At 69.1% G+C, this 22,640-nt stretch carries 22 protein-coding genes; 14 read left to right on the top strand and 8 right to left on the bottom strand.

Features of this window, described 5'->3' with window-relative positions:
- The first annotated feature begins 22 nt into the window (after positions 1-22).
- The 14 genes from ABY44_RS15570 to ABY44_RS15505 all read left to right on the top strand — a co-directional run bounded on the left by ABY44_RS15570 (position 23) and on the right by ABY44_RS15505 (position 14,701).
- Positions 23-145, top strand: a complete 123-nt coding sequence (locus ABY44_RS15570; protein ID WP_255221841.1) for a hypothetical protein — start codon at positions 23-25, stop codon at positions 143-145.
- On the top strand, positions 142-234 hold the full coding sequence (gene kdpF, locus ABY44_RS15565; protein WP_006752209.1) for a K(+)-transporting ATPase subunit F: 93 nt from the start codon (positions 142-144) through the stop codon (positions 232-234). The genes ABY44_RS15570 and kdpF overlap by 4 nt, the downstream gene beginning before the upstream one ends.
- On the top strand, positions 231-2,036 hold the full coding sequence (gene kdpA, locus ABY44_RS15560) for a potassium-transporting ATPase subunit KdpA (RefSeq protein WP_027786840.1): 1,806 nt from the start codon (positions 231-233) through the stop codon (positions 2,034-2,036). Before kdpF ends, kdpA begins: the two co-directional genes overlap by 4 nt.
- Before the next feature lie 46 nt (positions 2,037-2,082).
- The gene (gene kdpB / locus ABY44_RS15555) at positions 2,083-4,167 is read left to right on the top strand and encodes a potassium-transporting ATPase subunit KdpB (protein WP_060172964.1); all 2,085 of its coding nucleotides are present in this window, start codon (positions 2,083-2,085) and stop codon (positions 4,165-4,167) included.
- A gap of 25 nt (positions 4,168-4,192) precedes the next feature.
- Positions 4,193-4,774, top strand: a complete 582-nt coding sequence (kdpC, locus tag ABY44_RS15550) for a potassium-transporting ATPase subunit KdpC (protein ID WP_027786842.1) — start codon at positions 4,193-4,195, stop codon at positions 4,772-4,774.
- A 149-nt stretch (positions 4,775-4,923) separates the two neighbouring features.
- The gene (locus ABY44_RS15545; protein ID WP_060193472.1) at positions 4,924-7,767 is read left to right on the top strand and encodes a DUF4118 domain-containing protein; all 2,844 of its coding nucleotides are present in this window, start codon (positions 4,924-4,926) and stop codon (positions 7,765-7,767) included.
- Positions 7,760-8,458: a two-component system response regulator KdpE gene (gene kdpE / locus ABY44_RS15540; RefSeq protein ID WP_027786844.1), complete on the top strand. Its 699-nt coding sequence runs from the start codon at positions 7,760-7,762 to the stop codon at positions 8,456-8,458. The genes ABY44_RS15545 and kdpE overlap by 8 nt, the downstream gene beginning before the upstream one ends.
- A 158-nt stretch (positions 8,459-8,616) precedes the next feature.
- On the top strand, positions 8,617-8,901 hold the full coding sequence (locus ABY44_RS15535; RefSeq protein ID WP_027786845.1) for a putative hemolysin: 285 nt from the start codon (positions 8,617-8,619) through the stop codon (positions 8,899-8,901).
- A gap of 137 nt (positions 8,902-9,038) precedes the next feature.
- Positions 9,039-9,359, top strand: a complete 321-nt coding sequence (gene sugE, locus ABY44_RS15530) for a quaternary ammonium compound efflux SMR transporter SugE (protein ID WP_021161112.1) — start codon at positions 9,039-9,041, stop codon at positions 9,357-9,359.
- 211 nt (positions 9,360-9,570) lie between these two features.
- Positions 9,571-10,188: a DUF4126 domain-containing protein gene (locus tag ABY44_RS15525; protein ID WP_021161113.1), complete on the top strand. Its 618-nt coding sequence runs from the start codon at positions 9,571-9,573 to the stop codon at positions 10,186-10,188.
- 50 nt (positions 10,189-10,238) lie between these two features.
- Positions 10,239-12,800 carry an ABC transporter permease gene (locus tag ABY44_RS15520; RefSeq protein WP_431641385.1) on the top strand — a complete coding sequence of 854 codons (2,562 nt, stop codon included), beginning with the start codon at positions 10,239-10,241 and terminating at the stop codon, positions 12,798-12,800.
- Positions 12,801-12,842: 42 nt separating this feature from the next.
- Entirely contained in the window at positions 12,843-13,253 is a 411-nt protein-coding gene (locus tag ABY44_RS15515; protein WP_006398765.1) for a group II truncated hemoglobin, read from the top strand.
- Between the two features lie 105 nt (positions 13,254-13,358).
- Positions 13,359-14,090 carry an alanyl-tRNA editing protein gene (locus ABY44_RS15510; RefSeq protein WP_060172967.1) on the top strand — a complete coding sequence of 244 codons (732 nt, stop codon included), beginning with the start codon at positions 13,359-13,361 and terminating at the stop codon, positions 14,088-14,090.
- Positions 14,087-14,701, top strand: a complete 615-nt coding sequence (locus ABY44_RS15505; protein ID WP_060172968.1) for a DUF924 family protein — start codon at positions 14,087-14,089, stop codon at positions 14,699-14,701. Before ABY44_RS15510 ends, ABY44_RS15505 begins: the two co-directional genes overlap by 4 nt.
- 186 nt (positions 14,702-14,887) lie before the next feature.
- Here the strand turns inward: ABY44_RS15505 and ABY44_RS15500 are convergent, their stop codons facing one another.
- The 8 genes from ABY44_RS15500 to ABY44_RS15465 all read right to left on the bottom strand — a co-directional run bounded on the left by ABY44_RS15500 (position 14,888) and on the right by ABY44_RS15465 (position 22,622).
- A complete protein-coding gene (locus ABY44_RS15500; RefSeq protein WP_060172969.1) occupies positions 14,888-16,780 on the bottom strand; it encodes an ArnT family glycosyltransferase in 1,893 nt (630 codons plus the stop codon).
- 229 nt (positions 16,781-17,009) lie between these two features.
- Positions 17,010-17,771, bottom strand: a complete 762-nt coding sequence (locus ABY44_RS15495; RefSeq protein WP_027786852.1) for an SDR family oxidoreductase — start codon at positions 17,769-17,771, stop codon at positions 17,010-17,012.
- A gap of 22 nt (positions 17,772-17,793) precedes the next feature.
- Positions 17,794-18,375, bottom strand: a complete 582-nt coding sequence (locus ABY44_RS15490) for a TIGR00730 family Rossman fold protein (RefSeq protein WP_060172970.1) — start codon at positions 18,373-18,375, stop codon at positions 17,794-17,796.
- Entirely contained in the window at positions 18,372-19,130 is a 759-nt protein-coding gene (locus ABY44_RS15485) for a TetR/AcrR family transcriptional regulator (RefSeq protein WP_021161119.1), read from the bottom strand. The genes ABY44_RS15490 and ABY44_RS15485 overlap by 4 nt, the downstream gene beginning before the upstream one ends.
- 206 nt (positions 19,131-19,336) lie before the next feature.
- Positions 19,337-19,873, bottom strand: a complete 537-nt coding sequence (locus ABY44_RS15480; protein WP_027786854.1) for a diacylglycerol kinase — start codon at positions 19,871-19,873, stop codon at positions 19,337-19,339.
- A complete protein-coding gene (locus tag ABY44_RS15475) occupies positions 19,870-20,904 on the bottom strand; it encodes a glycosyltransferase family 4 protein (RefSeq protein WP_027786855.1) in 1,035 nt (344 codons plus the stop codon). The genes ABY44_RS15480 and ABY44_RS15475 overlap by 4 nt, the downstream gene beginning before the upstream one ends.
- Positions 20,905-20,935: 31 nt before the next feature.
- Positions 20,936-21,874 (bottom strand): UDP-2,3-diacylglucosamine diphosphatase, encoded by a 939-nt coding sequence (locus ABY44_RS15470; protein ID WP_027786856.1) that lies wholly within the window; start codon positions 21,872-21,874, stop codon positions 20,936-20,938.
- 241 nt (positions 21,875-22,115) lie between these two features.
- Positions 22,116-22,622: an RDD family protein gene (locus ABY44_RS15465; protein WP_060086020.1), complete on the bottom strand. Its 507-nt coding sequence runs from the start codon at positions 22,620-22,622 to the stop codon at positions 22,116-22,118.
- Positions 22,623-22,640: the final 18 nt, after the last annotated feature.

The raw sequence follows: 22,640 nt of genomic DNA, 5'->3' as shown, positions 1-22,640 counted from the left end.
TTCTAGTCGTCTGATTTCGACGATGGAGAACAGAAAAATGGATGGGGTTTTCATCGGCGCACTGGTGCTCTTCACCACGCTGATCCTCGGTTTGGTTGCCGGTTGCGACAAGCTCGTGCAATACGGTCGCGGGGGGCGAGCATGACCTGGATGCTCTGGCTGGCGGGCGCCTCGACGGCACTGCTGTTCGCGTATCTCGTCTTTGCGCTGCTGCGCGCGGAGGACATCGAATGAACGCGAACAACCTGTTTCAGACGCTGCTCTTCGTCGTCGTGCTGCTGGCGGCGGCCGTGCCGGTCGCGCGCTACCTGTCCGCGGTGATGGACGGCAGTTCGCGCGTCGTGCGCGTGTTCGGGCCGCTCGAGCGCGCGCTGTACCGCATTGCCGGCGTCGATGCCGGCAGCGAGATGAACTGGAAGCAGTACGCGATCGCGACGATCGCGTTCAACGCGCTCGGCGCGCTGTTCCTCTACGGCCTGCTGCGCCTGCAGGGCTTCCTGCCCGGCAACCCGCAGCAATTCGGCGCGATGACGGTCGACGGCGCGTTCAACACGGCCGTCAGCTTCGTCACCAACACGAACTGGCAGGACTACACGCCCGAGCAGACCGTCAGCTACCTGACGCAGATGCTCGGCCTGACCGTGCAGAACTTCCTGTCGGCGGCAACCGGCATCGTCGTCGTGATCGCGCTGATCCGCGGCTTCGCGCGTCATACCGCGCAGACCATCGGCAACTTCTGGGTCGACCTCACGCGCGTGACGATGTACGTGCTCGTGCCGATGTCGATGATCGTCGCCGCGCTGCTGATGAGCCAGGGCGTGATCCAGAACATGAAGGCGTACCAGGACGTGCCGGTGCTGCAGGCGAGCACCTATGCGGCGCCGAAGCTCGACGCGCAGGGCAATCCGGTGAAGGACGACAAGGGCAACGCGGTCACGGTGCCGACCCCGCTCACGAAGCAGACGCTCGCGATGGGCCCGGTCGCGTCGCAGGAAGCGATCAAGATGCTCGGCACCAACGGCGGCGGCTTCTTCAACGCGAACTCCGCGCACCCGTACGAGAACCCGACGCCGTTCGCGAACTTCCTGCAGATCTTCTCGATCCTGATCATCCCGGCCGCGCTGTGTCTCGTGTTCGGCCGGATGATCGGCGACCGCCGGCAGGGCATCGCGGTGCTCGCGGCGATGACCGTCGCGTTCGTGCTCGCGATCGGCGTCGAGGTGAGCGCCGAGCAGGGCGGCAACCCGACGCTCGCCGCGCTGCACGTCGACCAGTCGACGGGCGCGCTGCAGCCGGGCGGCAACATGGAAGGCAAGGAAACGCGCTTCGGGATCGCGCAGACCGGCATCTTCACGGTCGCGACGACGGCCGCGTCGTGCGGCGCGGTCGACACGATGCACGATTCGCTGACGCCGCTCGGCGGCCTCGTGCCGATGCTGCTGATGCAGCTCGGCGAGGTGATCTACGGCGGGGTCGGCTCGGGTCTCTACGGGATGCTCGTGTTCGCGCTGCTCGCGGTGTTCGTCGCCGGCCTGATGATCGGCCGCACGCCGGAATACGTCGGCAAGAAGATCGAAGCGTACGAGATGAAGATGGTGTCGATCGTCGTGCTGCTCACGCCGCTGCTCGTGCTGGTCGGCACGTCGATCGCCGTGCTCGCCGATGCGGGCAAGGCCGGCATCTCGAATCCCGGCCCGCACGGCTTCTCGGAAATCCTGTACGCGTTCAGCTCGGCCGCGAACAACAACGGCAGCGCGTTCGCGGGCCTGACGGTCGGCACGCCGTTCTACAACTGGATGACCGCGATCGCGATGTGGTTCGGCCGCTTCGGCACGATCGTGCCGGTGCTGGCGATCGCCGGCTCGCTCGCCGCGAAGAAGCGCATCGCGGTGACGAGCGGCACGCTGCCGACGCACGGTCCGCTGTTCGTCGTGCTGCTGCTCGGCACGGTGCTGCTGGTGGGCGCGCTGACCTACGTGCCGGCGCTTGCGCTCGGCCCGGGCGTCGAGCACCTGATGATGTGGCTGGGCGCATGACGCGCGGCGACACGTTGAAAAGACTCAAGAGATTGAAGAGATCGCAATGACTCAACATTCCGCAACACGGTCCATGTTCGATCCGGCGCTGCTGCGCCCGGCGATCGTGGACTCGTTCAAGAAACTCACGCCGCGCACGCAGTTCCGCAACCCGGTGATGTTCTGCGTGTACGTCGGCAGCATCCTGACCACGATCCTGTGGATCGCGGCGCTTTCCGGCCAGGCCGAGGCGCCCGCGGGCTTCATCCTCGCGATCGCGCTGTGGCTGTGGTTCACCGTGCTGTTCGCGAACTTCGCCGAGGCGCTCGCCGAAGGGCGCTCGAAGGCGCAGGCCGCGTCGCTGCGCAGTGCGAAGAAGGACGTGATGGCGAAGAAGCTCAACGAGCCGCATCCGAAGTCGCCGATCCGCATCACGACCGCGACCGAGCTGCGCCGTGGCGACGTCGTGCTGGTCGAGGCCGGCGACGTGATCCCGGCCGACGGCGAGGTGGTCGACGGTGTCGCGTCGGTCGACGAATCGGCGATCACCGGCGAATCCGCGCCGGTGATCCGCGAATCGGGCGGCGACTTCTCGTCCGTGACGGGCGGCACGCGCGTGCTGTCCGACTGGATCGTCGTCAAGGTCACCGCGAACCCCGGCGAGGCGTTCCTCGACCGAATGATCGCGATGGTCGAAGGCGCGAAGCGCAAGAAGACGCCGAACGAAATCGCGCTGACGATCCTGCTCGTCGCGCTGACGATCGTGATGCTGCTGGCAACGGCGACGCTGCTGCCGTTCTCGATGTTCTCGGTCGAGGCGATGAAGGCCGGCCACGTCGTGACGATCACCGCGCTCGTCGCGCTGCTCGTGTGCCTGATCCCGACGACGATCGGCGGGCTGCTTTCCGCGATCGGCGTGGCCGGGATGAGCCGGATGATGCAGGCGAACGTGATCGCGACGTCGGGCCGTGCGGTGGAAGCGGCCGGCGACGTCGACGTGCTGCTGCTCGACAAGACCGGCACGATCACGCTGGGCAACCGTCAGGCATCGACGTTCGTGCCGGCGCCGGGCGTGACCGAGGAAGCGCTGGCCGATGCCGCGCAGCTGTCGTCGCTCGCCGACGAAACGCCGGAAGGCCGCAGCATCGTGGTACTGGCCAAGGAACGTTTCAACATTCGCCAGCGCGACATGGCGCAGCTGCACGCGACGTTCATCGGCTTCTCGGCGCAGACGCGGATGTCCGGCGTCGACATCCCCGGCCGCGAGATCCGCAAGGGCGCGGCCGATGCGATCCGCCAATACGTCGAGACGCACGGCAGCCGCTTCCCGGAAGAAGTGCGCCGCGCGGTCGACGAAGTCGCGCGCCGCGGCAGCACGCCGCTCGTCGTGGCCGACCTGCATGACGGTGCGGCGCGCGTGCTCGGCGTGATCGAGCTGAAGGACATCGTGAAGGGCGGCATCAAGGAGCGCTTCGCGGAGCTGCGCAAGATGGGCATCAAGACCGTGATGGTGACGGGCGACAACCGGCTGACGGCCGCGGCGATCGCGGCGGAAGCGGGCGTCGACGATTTCCTCGCGGAAGCGACGCCGGAAACCAAGCTCGCGACGATCCGCGAGCACCAGGCGGCCGGCCGGCTCGTCGCGATGACGGGCGACGGCACCAACGACGCGCCGGCGCTCGCGCAGGCCGACGTCGCCGTGGCGATGAACACCGGTACGCAGGCCGCGAAGGAAGCGGGCAACATGGTCGACCTCGACTCGAACCCGACGAAGCTGATCGAGATCGTCGAGATCGGCAAGCAGATGCTGATGACGCGCGGCTCGCTGACGACGTTCTCGATCGCGAACGACATCGCGAAGTACTTCGCGATCATCCCGGCCGCGTTCGTGACGACGTACCCGCAACTGCGCGTGCTCGACATCATGCACCTGACGTCGCCGGCGTCCGCGATCCTGTCGGCGGTGATCTTCAACGCGCTGATCATCGTCGCGCTGATCCCGCTCGCGCTGAAGGGCGTCACGTACCGGCCGCTCGGCGCCGCGTCGCTCCTGCGCCGCAACCTGCTGGTGTACGGCCTCGGCGGCGTGCTGCTGCCGTTCCCGTTCATCAAGCTGATCGACATGACGCTCGCTGCACTCGGCTGGGCCTGAACCGGCCGCCATTGAAGGAAACATCATGAAAACGTTGATTCGCCCGCTCGTCGTGCTCTTCGTCGTCCTGACCGCCGTGACGGGCCTGGCTTACCCGGCCGTGATGACCGTGTTCGGCCAGGCCGTGTTCCCGTCGCAGGCGAACGGCAGCCTGATCGAGAAGGACGGCAAGCCGGTCGGCTCCGCGCTGATCGGCCAGCCCTTCGATGCGCCGAAGTACTTCTGGGGCCGGCTGTCGGCCACGGCGCCGATGCCGTACAACGCGACCGGCTCCGGCGGCTCGAACCTCGGCCCGCTGAACCCGTCGCTCGCCGACCAGGTGAAGGGGCGCATCGCCGCGCTGCGCGACGCGGGTACCGACATGTCGAAGCCCGTGCCGGTCGACCTCGTGACGGCGTCGGCGAGCGGCCTCGATCCGGAGATCACGCCGGCCGCCGCCGCGTACCAGGTCGAGCGCGTCGCGAAGGCGCGCAACCTGACGCCCGACGCGGTCGCGCAGCTCGTCGCCGCGAACACGACGGGCCGCCAGTTCGGCGTGCTCGGCGAGGCGCGCGTGAACGTGCTGAAGCTGAACCTCGCGCTCGACGCGGCGCAGGCCGCGCACTGAGCGCGTCCGGCAACCGGCGCCCGGCGCGGTCAGCCCCGCGCCGGGCGCGCCTTTTCCCGACGGCGCTTGCGCCGTCTTTGCCTTTTGCGGCGATTTGGAACAACAATGCTCGTACTCGCGCGCATCCGGGCGCTCCGCCTTTCTGACGCATGAATCGTCCCGATCCAGACCAACTCCTCGACAAGCTGCAACGTGACGAAGAAAAGCAGCGGCGCGGCCAGCTCAAGATCTTCTTCGGCGCATCGGCCGGTGTCGGCAAGACCTACGCGATGCTGCAGGCCGCGCGCCAGCGCCTGCAGGAAGGCGTCGACGTCGTCGTCGGCATCGTCGAGACCCACGGGCGCAGCGAAACCGCCGCACTGCTCGACGGTCTCGACGTGCTGCCGCTCGCGCGCATCGACTATCGCGGCCGCACGCTCGCCGAATTCGATCTCGACGGCGCACTCGCGCGCCAGCCGCAACTGATCCTCGTCGACGAGCTCGCGCATTCGAACGTGCAGGGCGCACGTCACATGAAGCGCTGGCAGGATGTGTACGAACTGCTCGACGCGGGCATCGACGTCTATACGACCGTCAACGTCCAGCACCTCGAAAGCCTGAACGACGTGGTCGGCGCGATCACCGGCATCCGCGTGTGGGAGACGGTGCCCGACCGCGTATTCGACGCGGCCGACGAAGTCACGCTCGTCGACCTGCCGGCCGAGGAACTGCTCGAGCGGATGCGCGACGGCAAGGTCTATCTCGCGCAGCAGGCCGAGCGCGCGGTGCGCAACTTCTTCCGCAAGGGCAACCTGATCGCGCTGCGCGAACTGGCGTTGCGGCGCACGGCCGATCGCGTCGACGCGCAGATGCGCGAATACCGCGCCGACCGCTCGATCCAGCGCATCTGGCAGGCGCGCGAACGGCTGCTCGTATGCGTCGGGCCGGGCCCCGAGGCGCCGACGCTCGTGCGCGCGGCCGCGCGGCTCGCCGCGAGCCTGAAGGCCGACTGGATCGCCGTCTATGTGGAGACGCCGCGGCTGCAGCGGCTGCCCGACGCGCGGCGGCAGCGTACGCTCGATGCGCTGAAGCTCGCCGCCGAACTCGGCGCGGAGACGGCCACGCTCGCCGGCGCCGACGCGGTCGCCGCGCTGATCGGCTATGCGAAGGTGCGCAACGTGTCGAAGATCGTCGCGGGCGGCTCGCCGAAGGTCGGGCTCGTGCGCCGCTTCGCGCGGCCGTTCGGCGAGCAGCTCGCCGAGCGCGCGGGCGACGTCGACCTGATGCTGATCCGTGCGTCCGCGAGCGACGAGGCGCGCGCCGCGCCGCTCGACGCGCGTGCGCGCGACTGGCGCGACGCGTTCGCGCAGTTCGGCACGCATCGCTCGCCGCCGCGGCACTACGCGTATGCGGCCGCGATCTGCGCGGCGATCACGGTCGTCGCGAGCCTCGTGTCCGAGCGGCTCGACCTCACGAACCTCGTGATGCTGTACCTGCTCGGCGTCGTGTTCTCGGCCGTGCGGCTCGGGCGCGGCCCGGGCGTGCTGCAGTCGTTCCTGTCGGTGGCCGCGTTCGATTACTTCTTCGTGCCGCCGCGCATGTCGTTCTCGGTCAGCGATACGCAATACCTGCTGACCTTCTTCGGGATGCTGCTTACGTCGCTCGTGATCAGCCACCTGACGTCGACGCTGACGCGCCAGGCGAGCGTCGCGCAGCGCCGCGAGCGCCGCACCGGCGCGATCTACGCGATGGCGCGCGAGCTGGGCGCGGCGCTGACGACCGAGCAGATCGTCGAGATCGGCAGCCGTCACGTCGGCGAGGTGTTCCGCGCGCGCGTCGCGTTCCTGCTGCCCGACAGCGCGGACAAGGTGCGGCAGAAGATCGAGGAGCCCGACGCGGCCGTCACGCTGACGGGCGCCGACCTCGACAGCGACGTCGGCCAGTGGGTATACGACCAGCAGAAGCCGGCCGGTCGCGGCACGGATACCTTGCCCGCGACGGTCGCGCTGTACCTGCCGCTGAAGGCGCCGATGCGCACGCGCGGCGTGCTCGCGGTCGCGTCACGCGAACCTCGCGAACTCGAGGTGCCCGAGCAGCAGCGGATGCTCGACGCATTCGCCGCGCAGATCGCACTCGCGCTCGAACGCGTGCACTACGTCGAGATCGCGCGCGACGCGCTCGTCAACATGGAATCCGAGCGGCTGCGCAACTCGCTGCTGTCGGCGATCTCGCACGACCTGCGTACGCCGCTCACGACGATCGTCGGTTTCTCGTCGATGCTCGCGAACGGACGCGCGGCCGCACAGGGCGGCGACGCCGCGGCCGCCGAGCGCTTCGCGCAGCGCGAGGGCGAACTCGTCGATGCGATTCACGACGAGGCGCTGCGGATGACGGGCATCGTCACGAACCTGCTCGACATGGCGCGGCTGCAGGCCGGCAGCCTGCAGCTCAAGCGCCAGTGGTCGCTGCTCGAGGAAACCGTCGGCGCGGCGCTTGCCGCATGCAAGCGCGTGCTGTCGCGCCATCCCGCACGCGTCGTGCTGCCGGCCGACCTGCCGCTCCTGCAGATGGACGCGGTGCTGATGGAGCGCCTGTTCACCAACCTGTTCGAGAACGCGGCGAAGTACACGCCGCCCGATACGCCGCTCGAGATCGGCGCGGAGCGCGTGACCGACGACGGGCTGCCGTTCGTGCGCGTGCATGTCGACGATCACGGCCCGGGCCTGCCGGCCGGCATGGAAACGCGGATCTTCGACAAGTTCACGCGCGGCGAGAAGGAGTCGGCGACGCCGGGCATCGGGCTCGGCCTCGCGATCTGCCGCGCGATCGTCGAGGCGCACGGCGGTAAAATCGGCGCGCTCAACCGCACCGCGCCCGACGGCCACGTGACGGGCGCGCGCTTCTGGTTCACGCTGCCGGTCGAGACGCCGCCGGCCGCGCCTGCCGTATCCGACGACGAACCCGAGGTGCCGGGTGCGTCGTCCCCATCCGAGTCATTGCCAGACCATGAGTGAACCCAGCCTGACCGTCGTCCTGATCGAGGACGAAAAGCAGATCCGCCGTTTCGTGCGCGCCGCGCTCGAGGAGGAGGACATCGCGGTGTTCGAGGCCGAGACGGGCAAGCAGGGGCTGATCGACGCGGCGACGCGCAAGCCCGATCTCGTGATCGTCGACCTCGGCCTGCCCGATACCGACGGCCTCGACGTGATCCGCGAACTGCGCGGCTGGTCCGAGGTGCCGGTGATCGTGCTGTCGGCGCGCACGCAGGAAGAAGAGAAGGTCGCGGCGCTCGATGCCGGCGCCGACGATTACCTGACCAAGCCGTTCGGCGTGTCCGAACTGCGCGCGCGGATCCGCGCGCAACTGCGTCGGCGCAACCAGGGCGGCGCGAACGAGTCGCCGAAGGTGAGTTTCGGCACCGTGACGGTCGATCTCGCGCTGCGCCAGGTGTGGCGCGACGGGGAGATCGTGCACCTGACGCCGCTCGAGTACCGGTTGCTCGCCACGCTCGTGCGTCACGCGGGGCGCGTGCTCACGCACCGGCAACTGCTGCGCGACGTGTGGGGGCCGTCGCACGTCGAAAGCCACCACTACCTGCGCATCTACATGGCGCACCTGCGCCAGAAGCTCGAGCGCGACCCGGCGCAGCCCGAGTACATCGTCACCGAGACGGGCGTCGGATACCGGCTCGTCGGCGCCGCATGACGGGCCCGGCCGGGCCGCGGCGGCGCACGTGCGCGTGACGTCGCGCGCCGGCAGGGTTGCGTCGGCGCGACAGTCCCGCGGCCGACGCGCGCGTTGCACACCCGGCGCTCATTCCCCGTTATCCTGACCGCTCCGCGAACGAAAACGAGGAGCGTGCAATGTCCGTCCGTCTGGTCGTCATCTGTGCGCTGGCGCTTGCCGCGTCTGGCGCGTTCGCCCAACCGCTGCCGCCCGGGCAGCAACCGCCGTCGTCCCAGCAGGCGACGGCCAATCCCGCATCGGTCAATTGCACCAAGCTCGGCGGCCACCACACGGTACGCAACCTGTCGAGCGGGCAGGTCGGCATGTGCGTGTTCAAGGACGGCCGCGTGTGCGAGGAGTGGGCGCTGTACCGCGACGACCGCTGCGTCGGCGGCGCGACGCCGAAGCGCGTCTCGAACTGACCGGGACCGGCCGGTCGCGCCCCCGGCCGGCCGCCGGCGTGTCCGTAAGCATCTTGTTATACTCGGCGCCGCCCGGGGACGACCCCGGGACATTCGCTTCAACGGGGACGGCCCCATCCGATACGGAGTACGTCGGGATGGCGTGGGTATGGTTGTTGATTGCCGGTTTGCTGGAAGTGGCCTGGGCGGCCGGCCTGAAATCGTCGGACGGCTTCACGAAGCTCGGTCCGTCGGTGTTTACGATCGTGACGGCGCTGGCCAGCTTCGGGCTGCTCGCGGTCGCGATGCGCCAGTTGCCGCTCGGCACCGCATACGCGGTGTGGACGGGCATCGGCGCGGTCGGTGCGTTCGTGTTCGGCATCGTGATGATGGGCGAGGCGCTGACCGTCGCGCGTGTCGCGAGTGCCGCGCTGATCGTCGCGGGGCTGATCGGCCTCAAGCTGTCGTCGGCGGCCTGACGACCGCGTCCGGGCGCGGTCGCGCCCGGGTGCCGTGCCGCGGAATTGCGCCGGCCGCCCGTCCGGCCTGTCTATAATGGAACGCATTCGGGCCTGAATACCGTCGTGCTTCTCGCGGCACGCGGTGCCGGTCGCCACGCGCCACGCGGCCGGTCTGTCCGACCCGATCCGATCAATCGGCAAAGCGCACGGAAAGTGCAAGGAGAGGGCCATGATCGAAGCCATTTCGCTCGGCGCGGGGCTCGCGTGGGCGAGCGGCCTGCGCCTGTACCTGACGGTGCTGATCGCCGGCCTGCTGGCGCGGTTCGGCTGGCTGCACCTGCCCGACACGCTGGCCGTCCTGATGTCGCCGTGGGTCATCGGCGCCGCGGCCGTGCTCACCGTCACCGAATTCCTTGCCGACAAGATCCCCGCGTTCGACTCGCTGTGGGATGCCGTGCACACCTTCATCCGCATTCCGGCCGGCGCCGTGCTCGCGGCCGGCGCGCTCGGCCATGCCGATCCGACCGTGCTCGCGGTCGCGGGGCTCGCCGGCGGTTCGCTCGCCGGTGCCGCGCACGTGGCGAAGGCCGGCACGCGCGCGCTGATCAACCTGTCTCCTGAACCGATTTCGAACTGGGTCGCATCGTCGACCGAGGACGGCCTCGTGGTCGGCGGGCTCGTGCTCGCGTTCTTCGTTCCGCTCGCCTTCCTGGTGCTGCTCGCCGCCTTCATCGCGGCTTCCGCGTGGGCGCTTCCGCGTCTGTGGCGGGGTGTCTCGGGCGGCTTTCGCGGCATGGCGAACCACATGGTGTCGCGGCTGAACTCGATCGGGGGGAAGCGCGATTGAAGGGGCGGCAACACACGGCGCAGCCGCCCGCCGGGCAACCCGGCCATGAGATGCGTGCGCATGCCGGCCGCTTCGGCCTGCGCGACCTGATCCGCCAGGCTGCCCGCATGACCGCGCGCGACTGGCGCGCGGGCGAACTGACGCTGCTCGTCCTTGCGCTGGTACTCGCGGTCGCGGCGCTGACGAGCGTCGGCTTCCTCGCCGACCGGCTGCGCCAGGGGCTCGAGCGCGACGCGCGCCAGATGCTCGGCGCCGATTTCGTCGTGCGGGCCGACCGCCCCGTCGATCCGTCGTTCGACCGGCAGGCTCGCGCGCTCGGCCTGCGTACCGCGACGACCGCGATCTTCCCGAGCATGATCGCGTCCGCCACGGGCGGGCAGGCGTCCGACGCGGCGCCATCGCGCCTCGCGGCCGTGAAGGCCGTGTCGCCCGGCTATCCGTTGCGCGGCGCGGTCGAGATCCTGCCGGCCGGTGCCTCCGCCTCGCAGAAGGCGGCCGGGATTCCCGCGCCGGGCACCGTATGGGCCGATCCGGCGCTGCTCGATGCGCTGCACCTGAAGGCGGGCGATACGGTGCGCGTCGGGTTGCGCACGTTCAAGGTCGCCGCATCGATCTCCCGCGAACTCGATCGCGGGTTTTCGTTCGTCAATTTTTCGCCGCGGCTGATGATGCGCGCGGACGAACTCGCCGCGACGGGGCTCACGGGCTACGGCAGCCGGGTCACGTACCGGCTGCTGGTCGCCGGCGACCAGCAGGCCGTCGCGCGCTTCGAAGCGTATGCGCACGCACGCGTCGACGGCGGGAAGCTGCGCGGTGCCGGTCTCGAGTCGCTGCAGGAAGGCCAGCCGCAGGTGCGGCAGACGCTGGATCGCGCGCGCCACTTCCTGACGCTCGTCGCGCTGCTCACCGCGCTGCTCGCGGCGGTCGCGATCGCTATGGCCGCGCAGCGCTACATGCGGCGCCATCTCGACGGCTGCGCGACGATGCGCTGTCTCGGCGTGAGCCGCCGCACGCTCGGCGCGTTGTTCGCGCTCGAATTCGCCGGCATCGGCATCGTATCCGGCGCCGCAGGCGCGGTGCTTGGCTACGGCGGCCACTGGGCGTTGCTGGCCGCGCTCGGCGGACTGATCGACGTGGTGCTGCCGCCGCCCACGCCGTGGCCGGCGCTGATCGGCGTGGGCGCCGCGCTCGTGCTGCTGCTCGGCTTCGCGCTGCCGCCGCTCGTGCCGCTCACGCGCGTGCCGCCGGTGCGCGTGCTGCGGCGCGAGTGGGGCGACGCGTCGCGCACCGCGTGGGCCGCGTATGCGATCGGCGTCGTGCTGTTCGCGGGGCTGCTGATCGTGGCCGCCGGCAACCTGAAGCTCGGGCTGATCGTCGCGGGCGGTTTCGCCGGCGCGCTGGTCGGTTTCGCGCTGATCGCGCGGCTCGTGCTGTTCGCCGCCGCGCGGGCGGTGCGCAACGCGCGTGTGGCCGCGGGCGTCGGCTGGCGTTACGCGCTCGCGTCGCTGCACCGGCGCGGCACGGCCAGCGCGCTGCAGATCACGGCGCTGGCGCTCGGCCTGATGTGCCTGCTGTTGATCGCGATCACGCGCAACGACCTCGTTGCGGGCTGGCGGCAGTCGACGCCGCCCGATGCGCCGAACCAGTTCCTGATCGACATCCAGCCCGACCAGCGTGCCGACGTCGCGGCGTATCTGGCCGCGCACGGCGTGCGCGACGCGGTGCCCGCGCCGATGGTGCGCGGCCGCCTCGTCGCGATCAACGGCAAGCCGGTGAATCCGGATGCCTACCCGTCCGACGAGGCCCGCCGGCTCGTCGACCGCGAGTTCAACCTGTCTTATACGACCGAGCTGCCGTCCGACAACCGGATCGTCGAAGGCGACTGGTTCGGCACCGCGGCCACGCCGCAGATCTCGATCGAGGCCGGCCTCGCGAAGACGCTGAACGTGAAGCCGGGCGACGTACTGCGCTTCGACGTGACGGGGCTGACGGTCGACGCGCCGATCACGAGCGTGCGCAAGCTCGACTGGGGCTCGTTCCGCGTCAATTTCTTCGTGCTGATGCCGCCGCCGGTGCTGAAGGATTTCCCGGCCGTATACCTGACGAGTTTCCATCTGCCGGCCTCGGACGCCGCGCTGCTCGATCCGCTGATCGCGCGCTACCCGAACCTGACCGCGATCGACGTCGCGCCGATCCTCGCGCAGTTGCAGCGGATGATGCTGCAGGTGGTCGGTGCGGTGCAGTTCCTGTTCGCGTTCACGCTCGCGGCCGGTGTGCTCGTGCTCTACACGGCGCTGGCCGGCACGCGCGACGAGCGGGTGCGCGAGGCTGCGCTGCTGCGCGCGCTGGGCGCATCGCGGGCGCAGGTCAATGCGGTGCAGCGCGCGGAATTCATCGTGGTCGGCGCGCTGGCCGGCGCGCTGGCGTCGGCGGGCGCGATCGCGGTCGGCTGGGTGCTCGTGTCGCGTGTGTTCGACTTCCAGCTCGCCGTCGATCCGTGGCTCGTGCCGGCCGGCATTGCGGCCGGCGTCGCGTGCGCCGGTGCGGCCGGCTGGCTGAGCCTGCATAATGTGCTGCGGCGCCCCGCGCTGCAGTCGCTGCGCGACGCATGAGCGTCGCCGGCGGCCCCGAAGATCCCGTTTCCGACTATCCGTATGACCGATGTGAATGACGATGCGCCGTCGCAGCCGACGGCGTTCGAACTCGTGGGCGGTGAAGCCCGCGTGCGCGAAATGGTGGACCGCTTTTACGACCTGATGGACCTCGAGCCCGAGTTCGCGCAGATTCGCGCGCTGCACCCGGCGTCGCTCGACGGTTCGCGCGACAAGCTGTTCTGGTTCCTGTGCGGGTGGCTCGGCGGCCCCGACCACTACATCAGCCGGTTCGGCCATCCGCGGCTGCGCGCGCGGCACCTGCCGTTCCCGATCGCGTCGGTCGAGCGCGATCAGTGGCTGCGCTGCATGGCGTGGGCGATGGAGGATGTCGGATTGCCCGAACCGCTGCGCGAGCGGCTCATGCATTCGTTCTACGATACGGCCGACTGGATGCGCAACCGGCCCGGTTGACCGACCGGTACGCCGCTGCACGCGCGCGGGGCGATCTGCGTCTGGGCGCGCGCACCGCGTGGCGCGACACTGGCCGCTTTCCCCAATCGATACGAGGTTAGCCCGATGACGACACAAGCGCTGTTTCGCGAAGACGCGTACCTCACGCAATGCGACGCGGTCGTTCTCGCCGTCGGTGAAGACGGCATCCGGCTCGACCGCACCGTGTTCTATCCGCTCGGCGGCGGCCAGGCCGGCGACACCGGCACGCTGACGCTGCCCGACGGCAGCACGATCGCGATCGCCGATACGCGCAAGGCGAAGTTCGACGGCGCGACCCCCGACGATGCCGTGCACGTGCCCGCATCGGGGCAGGAGGCGCGTGTTGCGGCGCTCGTGCCCGGCACGCGCGTCGCCGCGGAGATCGACTGGCTGCGCCGCTACCGCCACATGCGCCTGCATACGGCCGCGCACCTGATGTGCGCGGTGCTGCCGTACGCGGTCGACGGCTGCAGCGTGACGGCCGACTATGTCCGCCTCGATTTCGCGACGTCCGACCCGATCGACCGCGACGATGTCGAGCGGCGCCTCGCCGGCCTGGTGGTCGGCGCGCACCCGGTCACGACCGAGTGGATCACCGACGACGAGATGGCCGGGCGGCCGGACCTCGTGCGCACAATGAGCGTGAAGCCGCCGATGGGCCTCGGCCGGGTGCGGCTGCTGCGCATCGAGCATGTCGACCTGCAGCCGTGCGGCGGCACGCATGTGCGCAACACGGCCGAAATCGGCGAGCTGCGAATCGCGAAACTGGAAAAGAAGAGCGCGCGCACCCGGCGCCTCGTCCTGGAGTTTGCATGACGATCGACACCACCCACGCAGGCGCGGCGCTTGATCCGCATGCGCGGGAGATCCTGGATTTCTGGTTCGGCGAGCCGGGCTCGGCCGAATTCGGGCAGGCGCGCAAGGTCTGGTTCAACGGCGGGGCGGCGTTCGACGACGTGCTGCGTACACGCTATGGCGCCTTGCTCGACGCTGCGTGCGACGGCGGATGCGATCACTGGGCAGGTTCGCCGTCGGGTGCACTTGCGTTGATCGTCGTGCTCGACCAGTTCTCGCGCAACATCCATCGCGGTACGCCGCGCGCGTTTGCCGCCGACCCGAAGGCGCTCGCGCTTGCACGCCGCGTGGTCGCGGCCGGCTGGGACGCGCAGTTGCCGAGCGGACATCACCGCGCGTTTGCGTATCTGCCGTTCGAGCACGACGAGTCGGTCGAGAGCCAGCGCGAGGCCGTGCGCCTGTGCGCGGGTATCCGCGACGAGGCGGGGTGCGAAAGCTACCACCGCTTCGCGTTGCTGCATGCGGCCGTCGTCGAGCGCTTCGGCCGCTTTCCGCACCGGAACGCGATTCTCGGACGCGAGTCGAGCGACGAGGAAACGGCGTTTCTTCGCGAGCCCGGTTCGTCGTTCTGAAGATTCGCGCAGTCGCGCGATAAGGGGAGGGGGCCGCCCCGCGGCGTCGCGCGGCCACCCGTGTCAGCCTGGCGCGCCGGTCGGCGGCGCGCGTTTCCCGGAGGCTGTTCGCGTGTCAGGCGGCGGTGTTCGCCGTTCCCCGCATGGCACGAGGGGACGCACGACGGTGCGCCGTGCCGCCATCCGTCACTGCAGGTGCTGCTCGGGCGTGCGCACGTACACGCGCAGCAGTTCGTCGTTGTCGCCCGGGCGCGCGCCCGACCAGAACAATTTCCATTCGCTGCCCGGCGCCGGATCGACGGCCCGCACCCCCTGGACGATCATCCAGGTGCAGCGCGTCGTTTTCGCGTCGTCGATCGGCGTGTGCTGGATGCCGGAGAAGTAGTACAGCATCGGCGCTTCCGATTCGCCGAGCCCGTGCAGGCTCGCCATGCAGTCGCCGTCGTTCCATTCGAGCGCGAGATGCGCGTTCAGGTCGTCGAACACCGAGCGGTAGCTCTTCGCGACGTCGAGCCACGGCAGAAGCAGCGTGTAGATGAGCCCCCATGCGACGAGTGCGCCGGCGCCCCACGACAGGGCGCCGCGCCAGAGGCCCGTCGCGCGCAGTTTCGGCAGCAGCGTGAGCCAGCCGACCGTCAGCACGAGCGCGCCGGTCACGAGCGCGGGTTCGATCGGCATCGTCCAGTCGAGCGGCAGCCAGCGGCCGAGCGGCGCCAGATCCGCGCGCGACGCGGCCGGATCGGCCATCACCGCCCAGATTGCCCAGGCGAGCGCCACGGCCGCGCCGAACAGGATGCGGCTCAGGTAATCCCACGCGAGATGCAGCCGACGCGGCAGGCGTTCGATGGCCTGCGCGGCGACCAGCGCGAGCGGCGCGAAGAACGGCAGGATGTAGAGCTGGCGCGACGTCGCGGACACTTGCAGCACGGCGAGACCGATGCCGGTGAACAAGACGGGCAGCGCGACGCGCGGCGTCCGCCAGTCGCGCCACACGCCGCGCGCGAGCGCGACGATCGCGAGCGGCGCGACCGGGAAGCCGACGAGCAGGAACGCGCGGAGGATGAAGAACGGCTTGTCGTTTTCCGCGCCCAGTTCGGGGACGGAGAAGCCGAAGAAGCGGCCGACGTTGTTATCCCAGAACCACGTCATGAACAGCGTCTCGGAGCGCATGAACAGCGCGGTCGGCCAGATGAGCGCGAACGGCGCGAACACGAGCGCGGCGATGCCGATCGAGCGCGCGAACGAGCGGGTGCGGCAGGCCGGATAGAGCACCAGCGCGCCGACGAGCGAGGCCGCGAACACGAGCGGCACGAACAGCCCCTTCGCCATCAGCGCAATGCCGACGCCCGCGCCGAAGATCGGTGCGGCCCAGCGGCCCGACGGCCGGACCGGCAGCCCGTGGCGCATCTGCTGCGCGCGCGCGACGTGCTGCATCACGAGTTCGAGCAGCCCGCTAAAGCCGATTGCCGTGCCGGCGAACAGCGCGACGTCGGTCATCATGTCGTGCACGTGCTTGATGACGACGAGCGTGCCCGCGCTCAACACGACGGGACCGATCACGCGCAGGTCGAACCAGGTGTCCGCGCGGCTGGCGACGCGCGCCGTGCGCGCGATGAAGCCGAACGCGAGCGCGGCGAACAGCGCGCTCGCGAGTCGCGCCGCGTCGTGCAGCGGCATCACGCGTTGCAGCAGCCATGCGAGGCTGGTCGCGACCCACGCGTAAAGCGGCGGCTTTTCCATGAACGGCAGGCCGGCATTGGTCGGCACGACGAAGTCGCCCGTCTCGAGCATGTGCTGGATGATGCCGAACGTGTAGGTTTCGTCCTGTTTCCAGGGATCGTGACCGAGGACGCCCGGCAGCACGTACGCGCAGATCAGCGCGGCGACGAACAGCCATGCGCGCCAGCCGAGCAGGAACGAGCGCGCGTGCGTGGTGCTGGTTGCGACGGTCGAGGCGGCGTCGGGCGTGCCGGCGACGTCGAGCGTTGCAGTGAGGTCGGTGTCGGCGGTCGAGCGGGTGTGCTGAGCCGGGGCGGGCACAGACGTGCGTCGCCGGCCGGGCGCTGCGGTTCCGGGCATGGAAAAGATCTCGGGTCGAGTCGAGCCGGTCCCGCGACATGGGCAGGACCGATTAGGGCCACATCAAGGGATAACGGACAGGTGTTGATGACGCCTGTCTGAATGCCCGCTAGTAGACCATGGAATTGTTACGAGAGTTTACTGATAGTGTCACGGAATTGTGGAGATTTGTGGTGTCGTGACGACTGATCCTCTCGGGCGGCGGTTTTTGCTGCGCCGCAGTACGGCATTATCGGCCGCCGCCGACGTCGAGCAGGGCACCCGTCGTGTAGGACGCCGCGTCGCCAAGCAGCCAGACGATCGCTTCGGCGATCTCCTGCGCTTCGCCCGCGCGGCCGAGCGGCGTCGTTGCGCCGAGGCGGGCCGCACGGCCCGGCTGGCCGCCGCTCGCGTGAATTTCGGTCTCGATCAGGCCGGGGCGTACCGCGTTGACGCGCACGCCGTGCGGGCCGAGTTCCTTCGCAAGACCGATCGTCAGCGAATCGACCGCGCCCTTCGAGCCCGCGTAGTCGACGTATTCGTTCGGCGAGCCGAGCCGGGAGGCGATCGACGATACGTTGACGATCGCGCCGCCGCGACCGCCACGGTCGGTGGACAGCCGGCGCGCCGCTTCGCGCGCGCACAGGTACGCGCCGAGCACGTTGGTGTCGAACATCCGCCGCAGCCGGTCGGCCGGCATGTCGGCCAGCGGCATCGACGGCGCGACGATGCCCGCGTTGTTGACGAGCGCGTCGAAGCGACCGAATGCGGCCGTGACGGTGTCGAACATCGCGACGACGTCGGCTTCGTTCGCGACGTCGCCCGCGACGACGCATGCACGGCCGCCCGCGTCGCGGACGGCCTGCGCGGTGAGTTCGGCCGCCGCCGCGTCGCGCGCGTAGTTGATGCCGACGTCCCAGCCGCGCCCGGCCGCGAGCACGGCGGTCGCGCGGCCGATGCCACGGCTCGCGCCGGTGATGAGGACGGCCTTGCGGTCGGACGGTGCGGTCATCGCGTGCGGGTTCCGGTGGCGCTTACTTGGCTGCGTCGGGCGCCCACTTGTCGCGGGCGGGCGGCTGGTAGCGACGCAGTCGCTCGATCAGCTCGACGGGTTCGGATTCGACGCACAGCGCGTCGAAATAGGCCGGACGCATGAAGCCTTCGTCGACCGTATGGCGCAGCAGCGCGATAAACGGATCGTAGAACGAATCGATGTTGTAGACCGCGACGGGCTTGCGGTGATAGCCGAGCTGCGCCCACGTGTAGACCTCGAAGAGCTCTTCGAGCGTGCCGGCGCCGCCGGGCATCGCGACGAACGCGTCGGAGAGGTCGGCCATCATTTTCTTGCGGTGGTGCATGTCGGGCACGACGTGCAGTTCCGACAGCCCCGTATGGCCGACTTCCTTGTCGACGAGCAATTCGGGGATCACGCCGACCGCACGGCCGCCGGCCGCCATCACTTCGTCGGCGATCACGCCCATCAGGCCGACGCGGCCGCCGCCGTAGACGAGCGTGAGGCCCGCATCGACGAGCGCGCGGCCGAATGCGCGCGCGGCGTCGGCATAGATGGGCCGGACGCCGGACGACGAGCCGCAGTAAACACAGACTGCCTTCATTGCTTGGAATCCTTGGCGGGGGCCTGCCCGGTGACGACGGGGCTGTCTGCCGGGCGCGGCGAGCCGTCGCGCGGCGGCAGGTAGTCGGTGAACTGGCGCTTCGGCAGCTTGCCGGAGACCAGGTCGTCGAACAACTGGCGCGAACGGCCGCGCAGATACGGTGCCATCACGGAGATCACGTGCATGCTGACCTGGTGCAGTTCCTCGCGGATCGCGTCCTGGTCGTTGTACTTGCGCGGATGCATCACGTACTGATACGACAGCCAGTACGTCGAAATGACGGCCATGTTGGTGGCGATGACCTCGATCTCGGCGGGTGTCGCGACCATCTCGGCGTCGGATACGAGCAGCTCGCACATGTCGCGCGCGAAGCGCACCTTGTGACTGATGATCTGCTTGAAGTGCGTCTCGAGCGTGCGATTGCGCGCGAGCAGGTCGTTGAGGTCGCGATACAGGAACCGGTAGGTCCACATGAAATCGGCCATGTACTGCAGGTACGACCAGGTTTCGTCGATCGTCGGACGGTGATCTTCGGGAAAGCGCAGCCGCCGTTCGATCTGCTGCTCGAACTGCGCGAAGATGCTGTTGATGATGTCGTCCTTGTTGCGGAAATGGTAGTACAGGTTGCCTGGACTGATTTCCATTTCCTCGGCGATCGTCGTGGTCGTGACGTTCGGCTCGCCGATCTCGTTGAAGAGTTTCAACGACAACTCGAGAATCCGTTCGCGGGTGCGGCGGGGAGGTTTCGCTTCCATGTCGTCCGGCCCTGTGTGTGCCGGACTGGCGGGCGCTGCAATCGATGCTGCGTGATTCGTCCGGCGCGGGTTGCTGTTCTATGTCTAGCGGACGATTATAAACCGGGGTTTCGCCACACCGGGCGCATTTCGTGTGTGCGGTCCCGCACGGCGCATGGTGCAGCGCCGCACGCGGGCGGTGCGCGGCGCGTGCGCCCGGCGCTTGTCTAGAAGCCCAGCCAGTGTGCGACGACCGGGCCGAGCACGAAGGCCCACGTCGTCACGCACGCGAACAGCGCGACCGTCACGGCCGCGCTGCCGAGGTCCTTCGCACGTTTGGAGAGTTCGTGGCGTTCGAGCGAGATGCGGTCGATCGCGGCCTCGACGCTCGAGTTCAGCAGCTCGACGATCAGCACGAGCAGCACCGATGCGATCAGCAGCGCGCGCGAGGCGGCCGGCACCGGCGCAAACGCGCCGATCGGGAGCATCAGCGCGGCGAGCGTGAGTTCCTGGCGAAACGCGCTCTCCTCGCGGATCGCGACGCGAAAGCCGTTCAGCGAATGCTTGAGCGCATACCAGGCGCGCGTGATGCCGCGGTGGCGCTTGTACGGGTTCGGCGGCAGCGGCGTCAGCCGATCGTCGGGGCCGAGCGGCTCGTGCGCGTGCACGTCCGCATCGGCATGCGGCTCTTCCTCGTCGAACGGACGGTGCCGTTGCGGCGTGGCGTCGGGGGGCGGGGACTTGTCGTTCAGGTCTCGTTTCAAACGGCTGCACCTTCTGCTGGCGAGTACGCGGTCTTCGGCAGCGGCTTCAGATGCGACGCGAACTGCTCGGACGCCGCGCGCCACGAAAAGCGTTCGGCCCATGCGCGCGCAGTCGCGCGTTCGATCTTCAGCGCTTCGAGGCAGGCTTCCTGCAGGTCCTCGTGCATCGCGCCGGCGTCGCCTTCGCCGAGCACGTCGATCGGGCCCGTCACGGGATAGGCGGCAACCGGCGTGCCGCAGGCGAGCGCCTCGAGCAGCACGAGGCCGAACGTGTCGGTGCGACTCGGGAACACGAACACGTCGGCCGCAGCATACACCTTCGCGAGCTCGGCCTGTGACAGCACGCCGAGATAGTTTGCCTCCGGATAACGCGACTTCAGCTCCGCGAGCGCGGGGCCTTCGCCGGCGACCCATTTCGAGCCGGGCAGGTCGAGGCGCAGGAACGCCTCGACGTTCTTCTCGATCGCGACGCGGCCGACATAGAGGAAGATCGGCCGCGCGGTATTGAGCACCTTCGATTCCATCGGCCGGAACACGTCGAGGTCGACGCCGCGGGTCCACAGCACGACGTTCGTGAAGCCGAATTTCTCGAGGTCCTGCTTGACCACCGGCGTCGGCGCCATCACCGCGAGCGACGGGCCATGGAACCAGTGCAGGAAGCGGTAGGTCGCCGCGAGCGGGATGCCGAAGCGCGCCTGCACGTACTCCGGAAAGCGCGTGTGATACGCGGTCGTGTACGGCAGCTTGCGCGAACGTGCATAGCGCCGCGCGGCGAGGCCGAGCGGGCCTTCGGTCGCGATGTGCAGCGCGTCGGGGGCGAACGCGTCGATCCGCGCGCGCAGCTTGCGGTACGGCAGGATCGACAGGCGGATCTCGGGGTAGGTCGGGCAGGGCACCGTGCGGAATTCCAGCGGCGTCAGCAGTTCGACGCGGTGGCCGAGCGCGGTGAGTTCGCGCGACGTGCTCTTCAGCGTGCGCACGACGCCGTTGACCTGCGGTTCCCACGCGTCGGTGACGATCATGATCTTCATCGCGGCAATGTCCTGTAGGTGCGGGGTTGTGTCAGGCAGTGGCCTTGGCCTTGCGCGACGTGGTTTCCGACGGTGCGGTGCGCATCACCGTCCAGTAGACGATCTTCAGTTCGCCTTCCATCGTTTCGACGAGTGCGGACAGGCTCTCGACCCAGTCGCCGTCGTTGCAGTACAGCACGCCGTCGATGTCGCGGATCTCCGCCTTGTGAATGTGCCCGCACACGACGCCGTCGCAACCGCGGCGGCGCGCCTCGTCGGTCATCACGGTCTCGAACTGCGAGATGAAGTTGACGGCGTTCTTGACCTGGTGCTTCAGGTACTGCGACAGCGACCAGTACTGGAAGCCGAGCCGGCTGCGGATCCGGTTGAACCAGCGGTTCAGCACGAGGATCAGCGTGTAGAGCGTGTCGCCGAGGTACGCGAGCCATTTCGCGTGCTGGATCACGCCGTCGAACAGGTCGCCGTGCACGATCCACAAACGTTTGCCTGCGAGCGTCGTGTGGAACGCCTCGCCGCGCACCTGGATGTCGCCGAACGCGAGGTCGCAGAACTGCCGCGCGCCTTCGTCGTGGTTGCCCGGGATGTAGACGACCTGCGTCCCCTTGCGCGCCTTGCGCAGGATCTTCTGCACGACGTCGTTGTGCGCCTGCGGCCAGTACCAGCCCTTTTTCAGTTGCCAGCCGTCGATGATGTCGCCGACGAGGTACAGGTACTCCGAATCGTTGTGGCGCAGGAAGTCGAGCAGGTACGGCGCCTGGCAGCCGCTCGAACCGAGGTGGATGTCGGACAGCCAGATGGTGCGGTAGCGATGCGCGGACGAGTCGGGGTCGTCATGCCGCGTGGCGTGACCGGCAGGCGGTTCTTGCGACACCCGCCCGTCGGTTGCGGCGGAACCGGACAGGAATGCGGTGGCGGCGCGGGCGCCGAGAGGGTGACGGAACAGGGAGGTCGCAGACGTTTTCTGGCCCATGCATGACTCGCGCCGGTTGACATTACCGGCATTCCGCCATGCGGGCGTGACTGTGCCGTGACAGTCACGAGACGTTCTTATTACGACCGCTGCAAGGTGTTTAGCAGTGAATGCCGGGACGTTGTGTGACCTGCCGTACGGAACGTCAGGCGCTTGTCCGGCAAGGCTGTCGGGCCGGGCGGGAGTCGCCTCGGCGACGTGCTTTCGTCTGGAGAATGCGGTGCGTCAGCGCTTCAACGTGTCAACGCGGGATGGCGACGACGCGCGTGCGTGCGATCCGGTCGTGCGGAAACTGGCGGCCGGCATGCAGCCGGGCCGCGCCGGCCCACACGACGATCCACGCGGCGGTGAGTGCGAGCGTGACGGGTACCGACAGGCCGAGGAGCGGATGCAGCGCGAGCGGCGGCAGGAACCACAGCCAGCCGAGCGCATAGCGGACGAGCGCGTGGCCCGCGCTCAGCGGCCGGCCGCTCGACGATTCGAGCCGCAGCCGCCATGTCTTCATCGGCAGCGTCTGGCCGCCGTGGGTCCAGAACCAGACGAAGTACGCGCCGACCACGAGCGCGATCCAGGCGGCGAGCAGGTTGTGATGGACGAGGCCGTTGCGTTGCTGCGTCGCGAGGCTGAACGCGAGTCCGGCGAAGAACACCACACCGAACAGCAGCACGCCTTCGTAGAGCAGCGCGGCGAGACGCCGCCGCACGGACGGCGCGGCGGCCGGGGTTTCGGGGGCGCGGGCGTTCGCCACGGCCGCTCAGGAGCCCTT

It is taken from the genome of Burkholderia sp. ZZQ-2 (assembly GCF_050768715.1).
Classification (GTDB): Bacteria; Pseudomonadota; Gammaproteobacteria; order Burkholderiales; family Burkholderiaceae; genus Burkholderia; species Burkholderia cepacia.
This window is presented reverse-complemented; position numbering and strand designations above follow the sequence as displayed.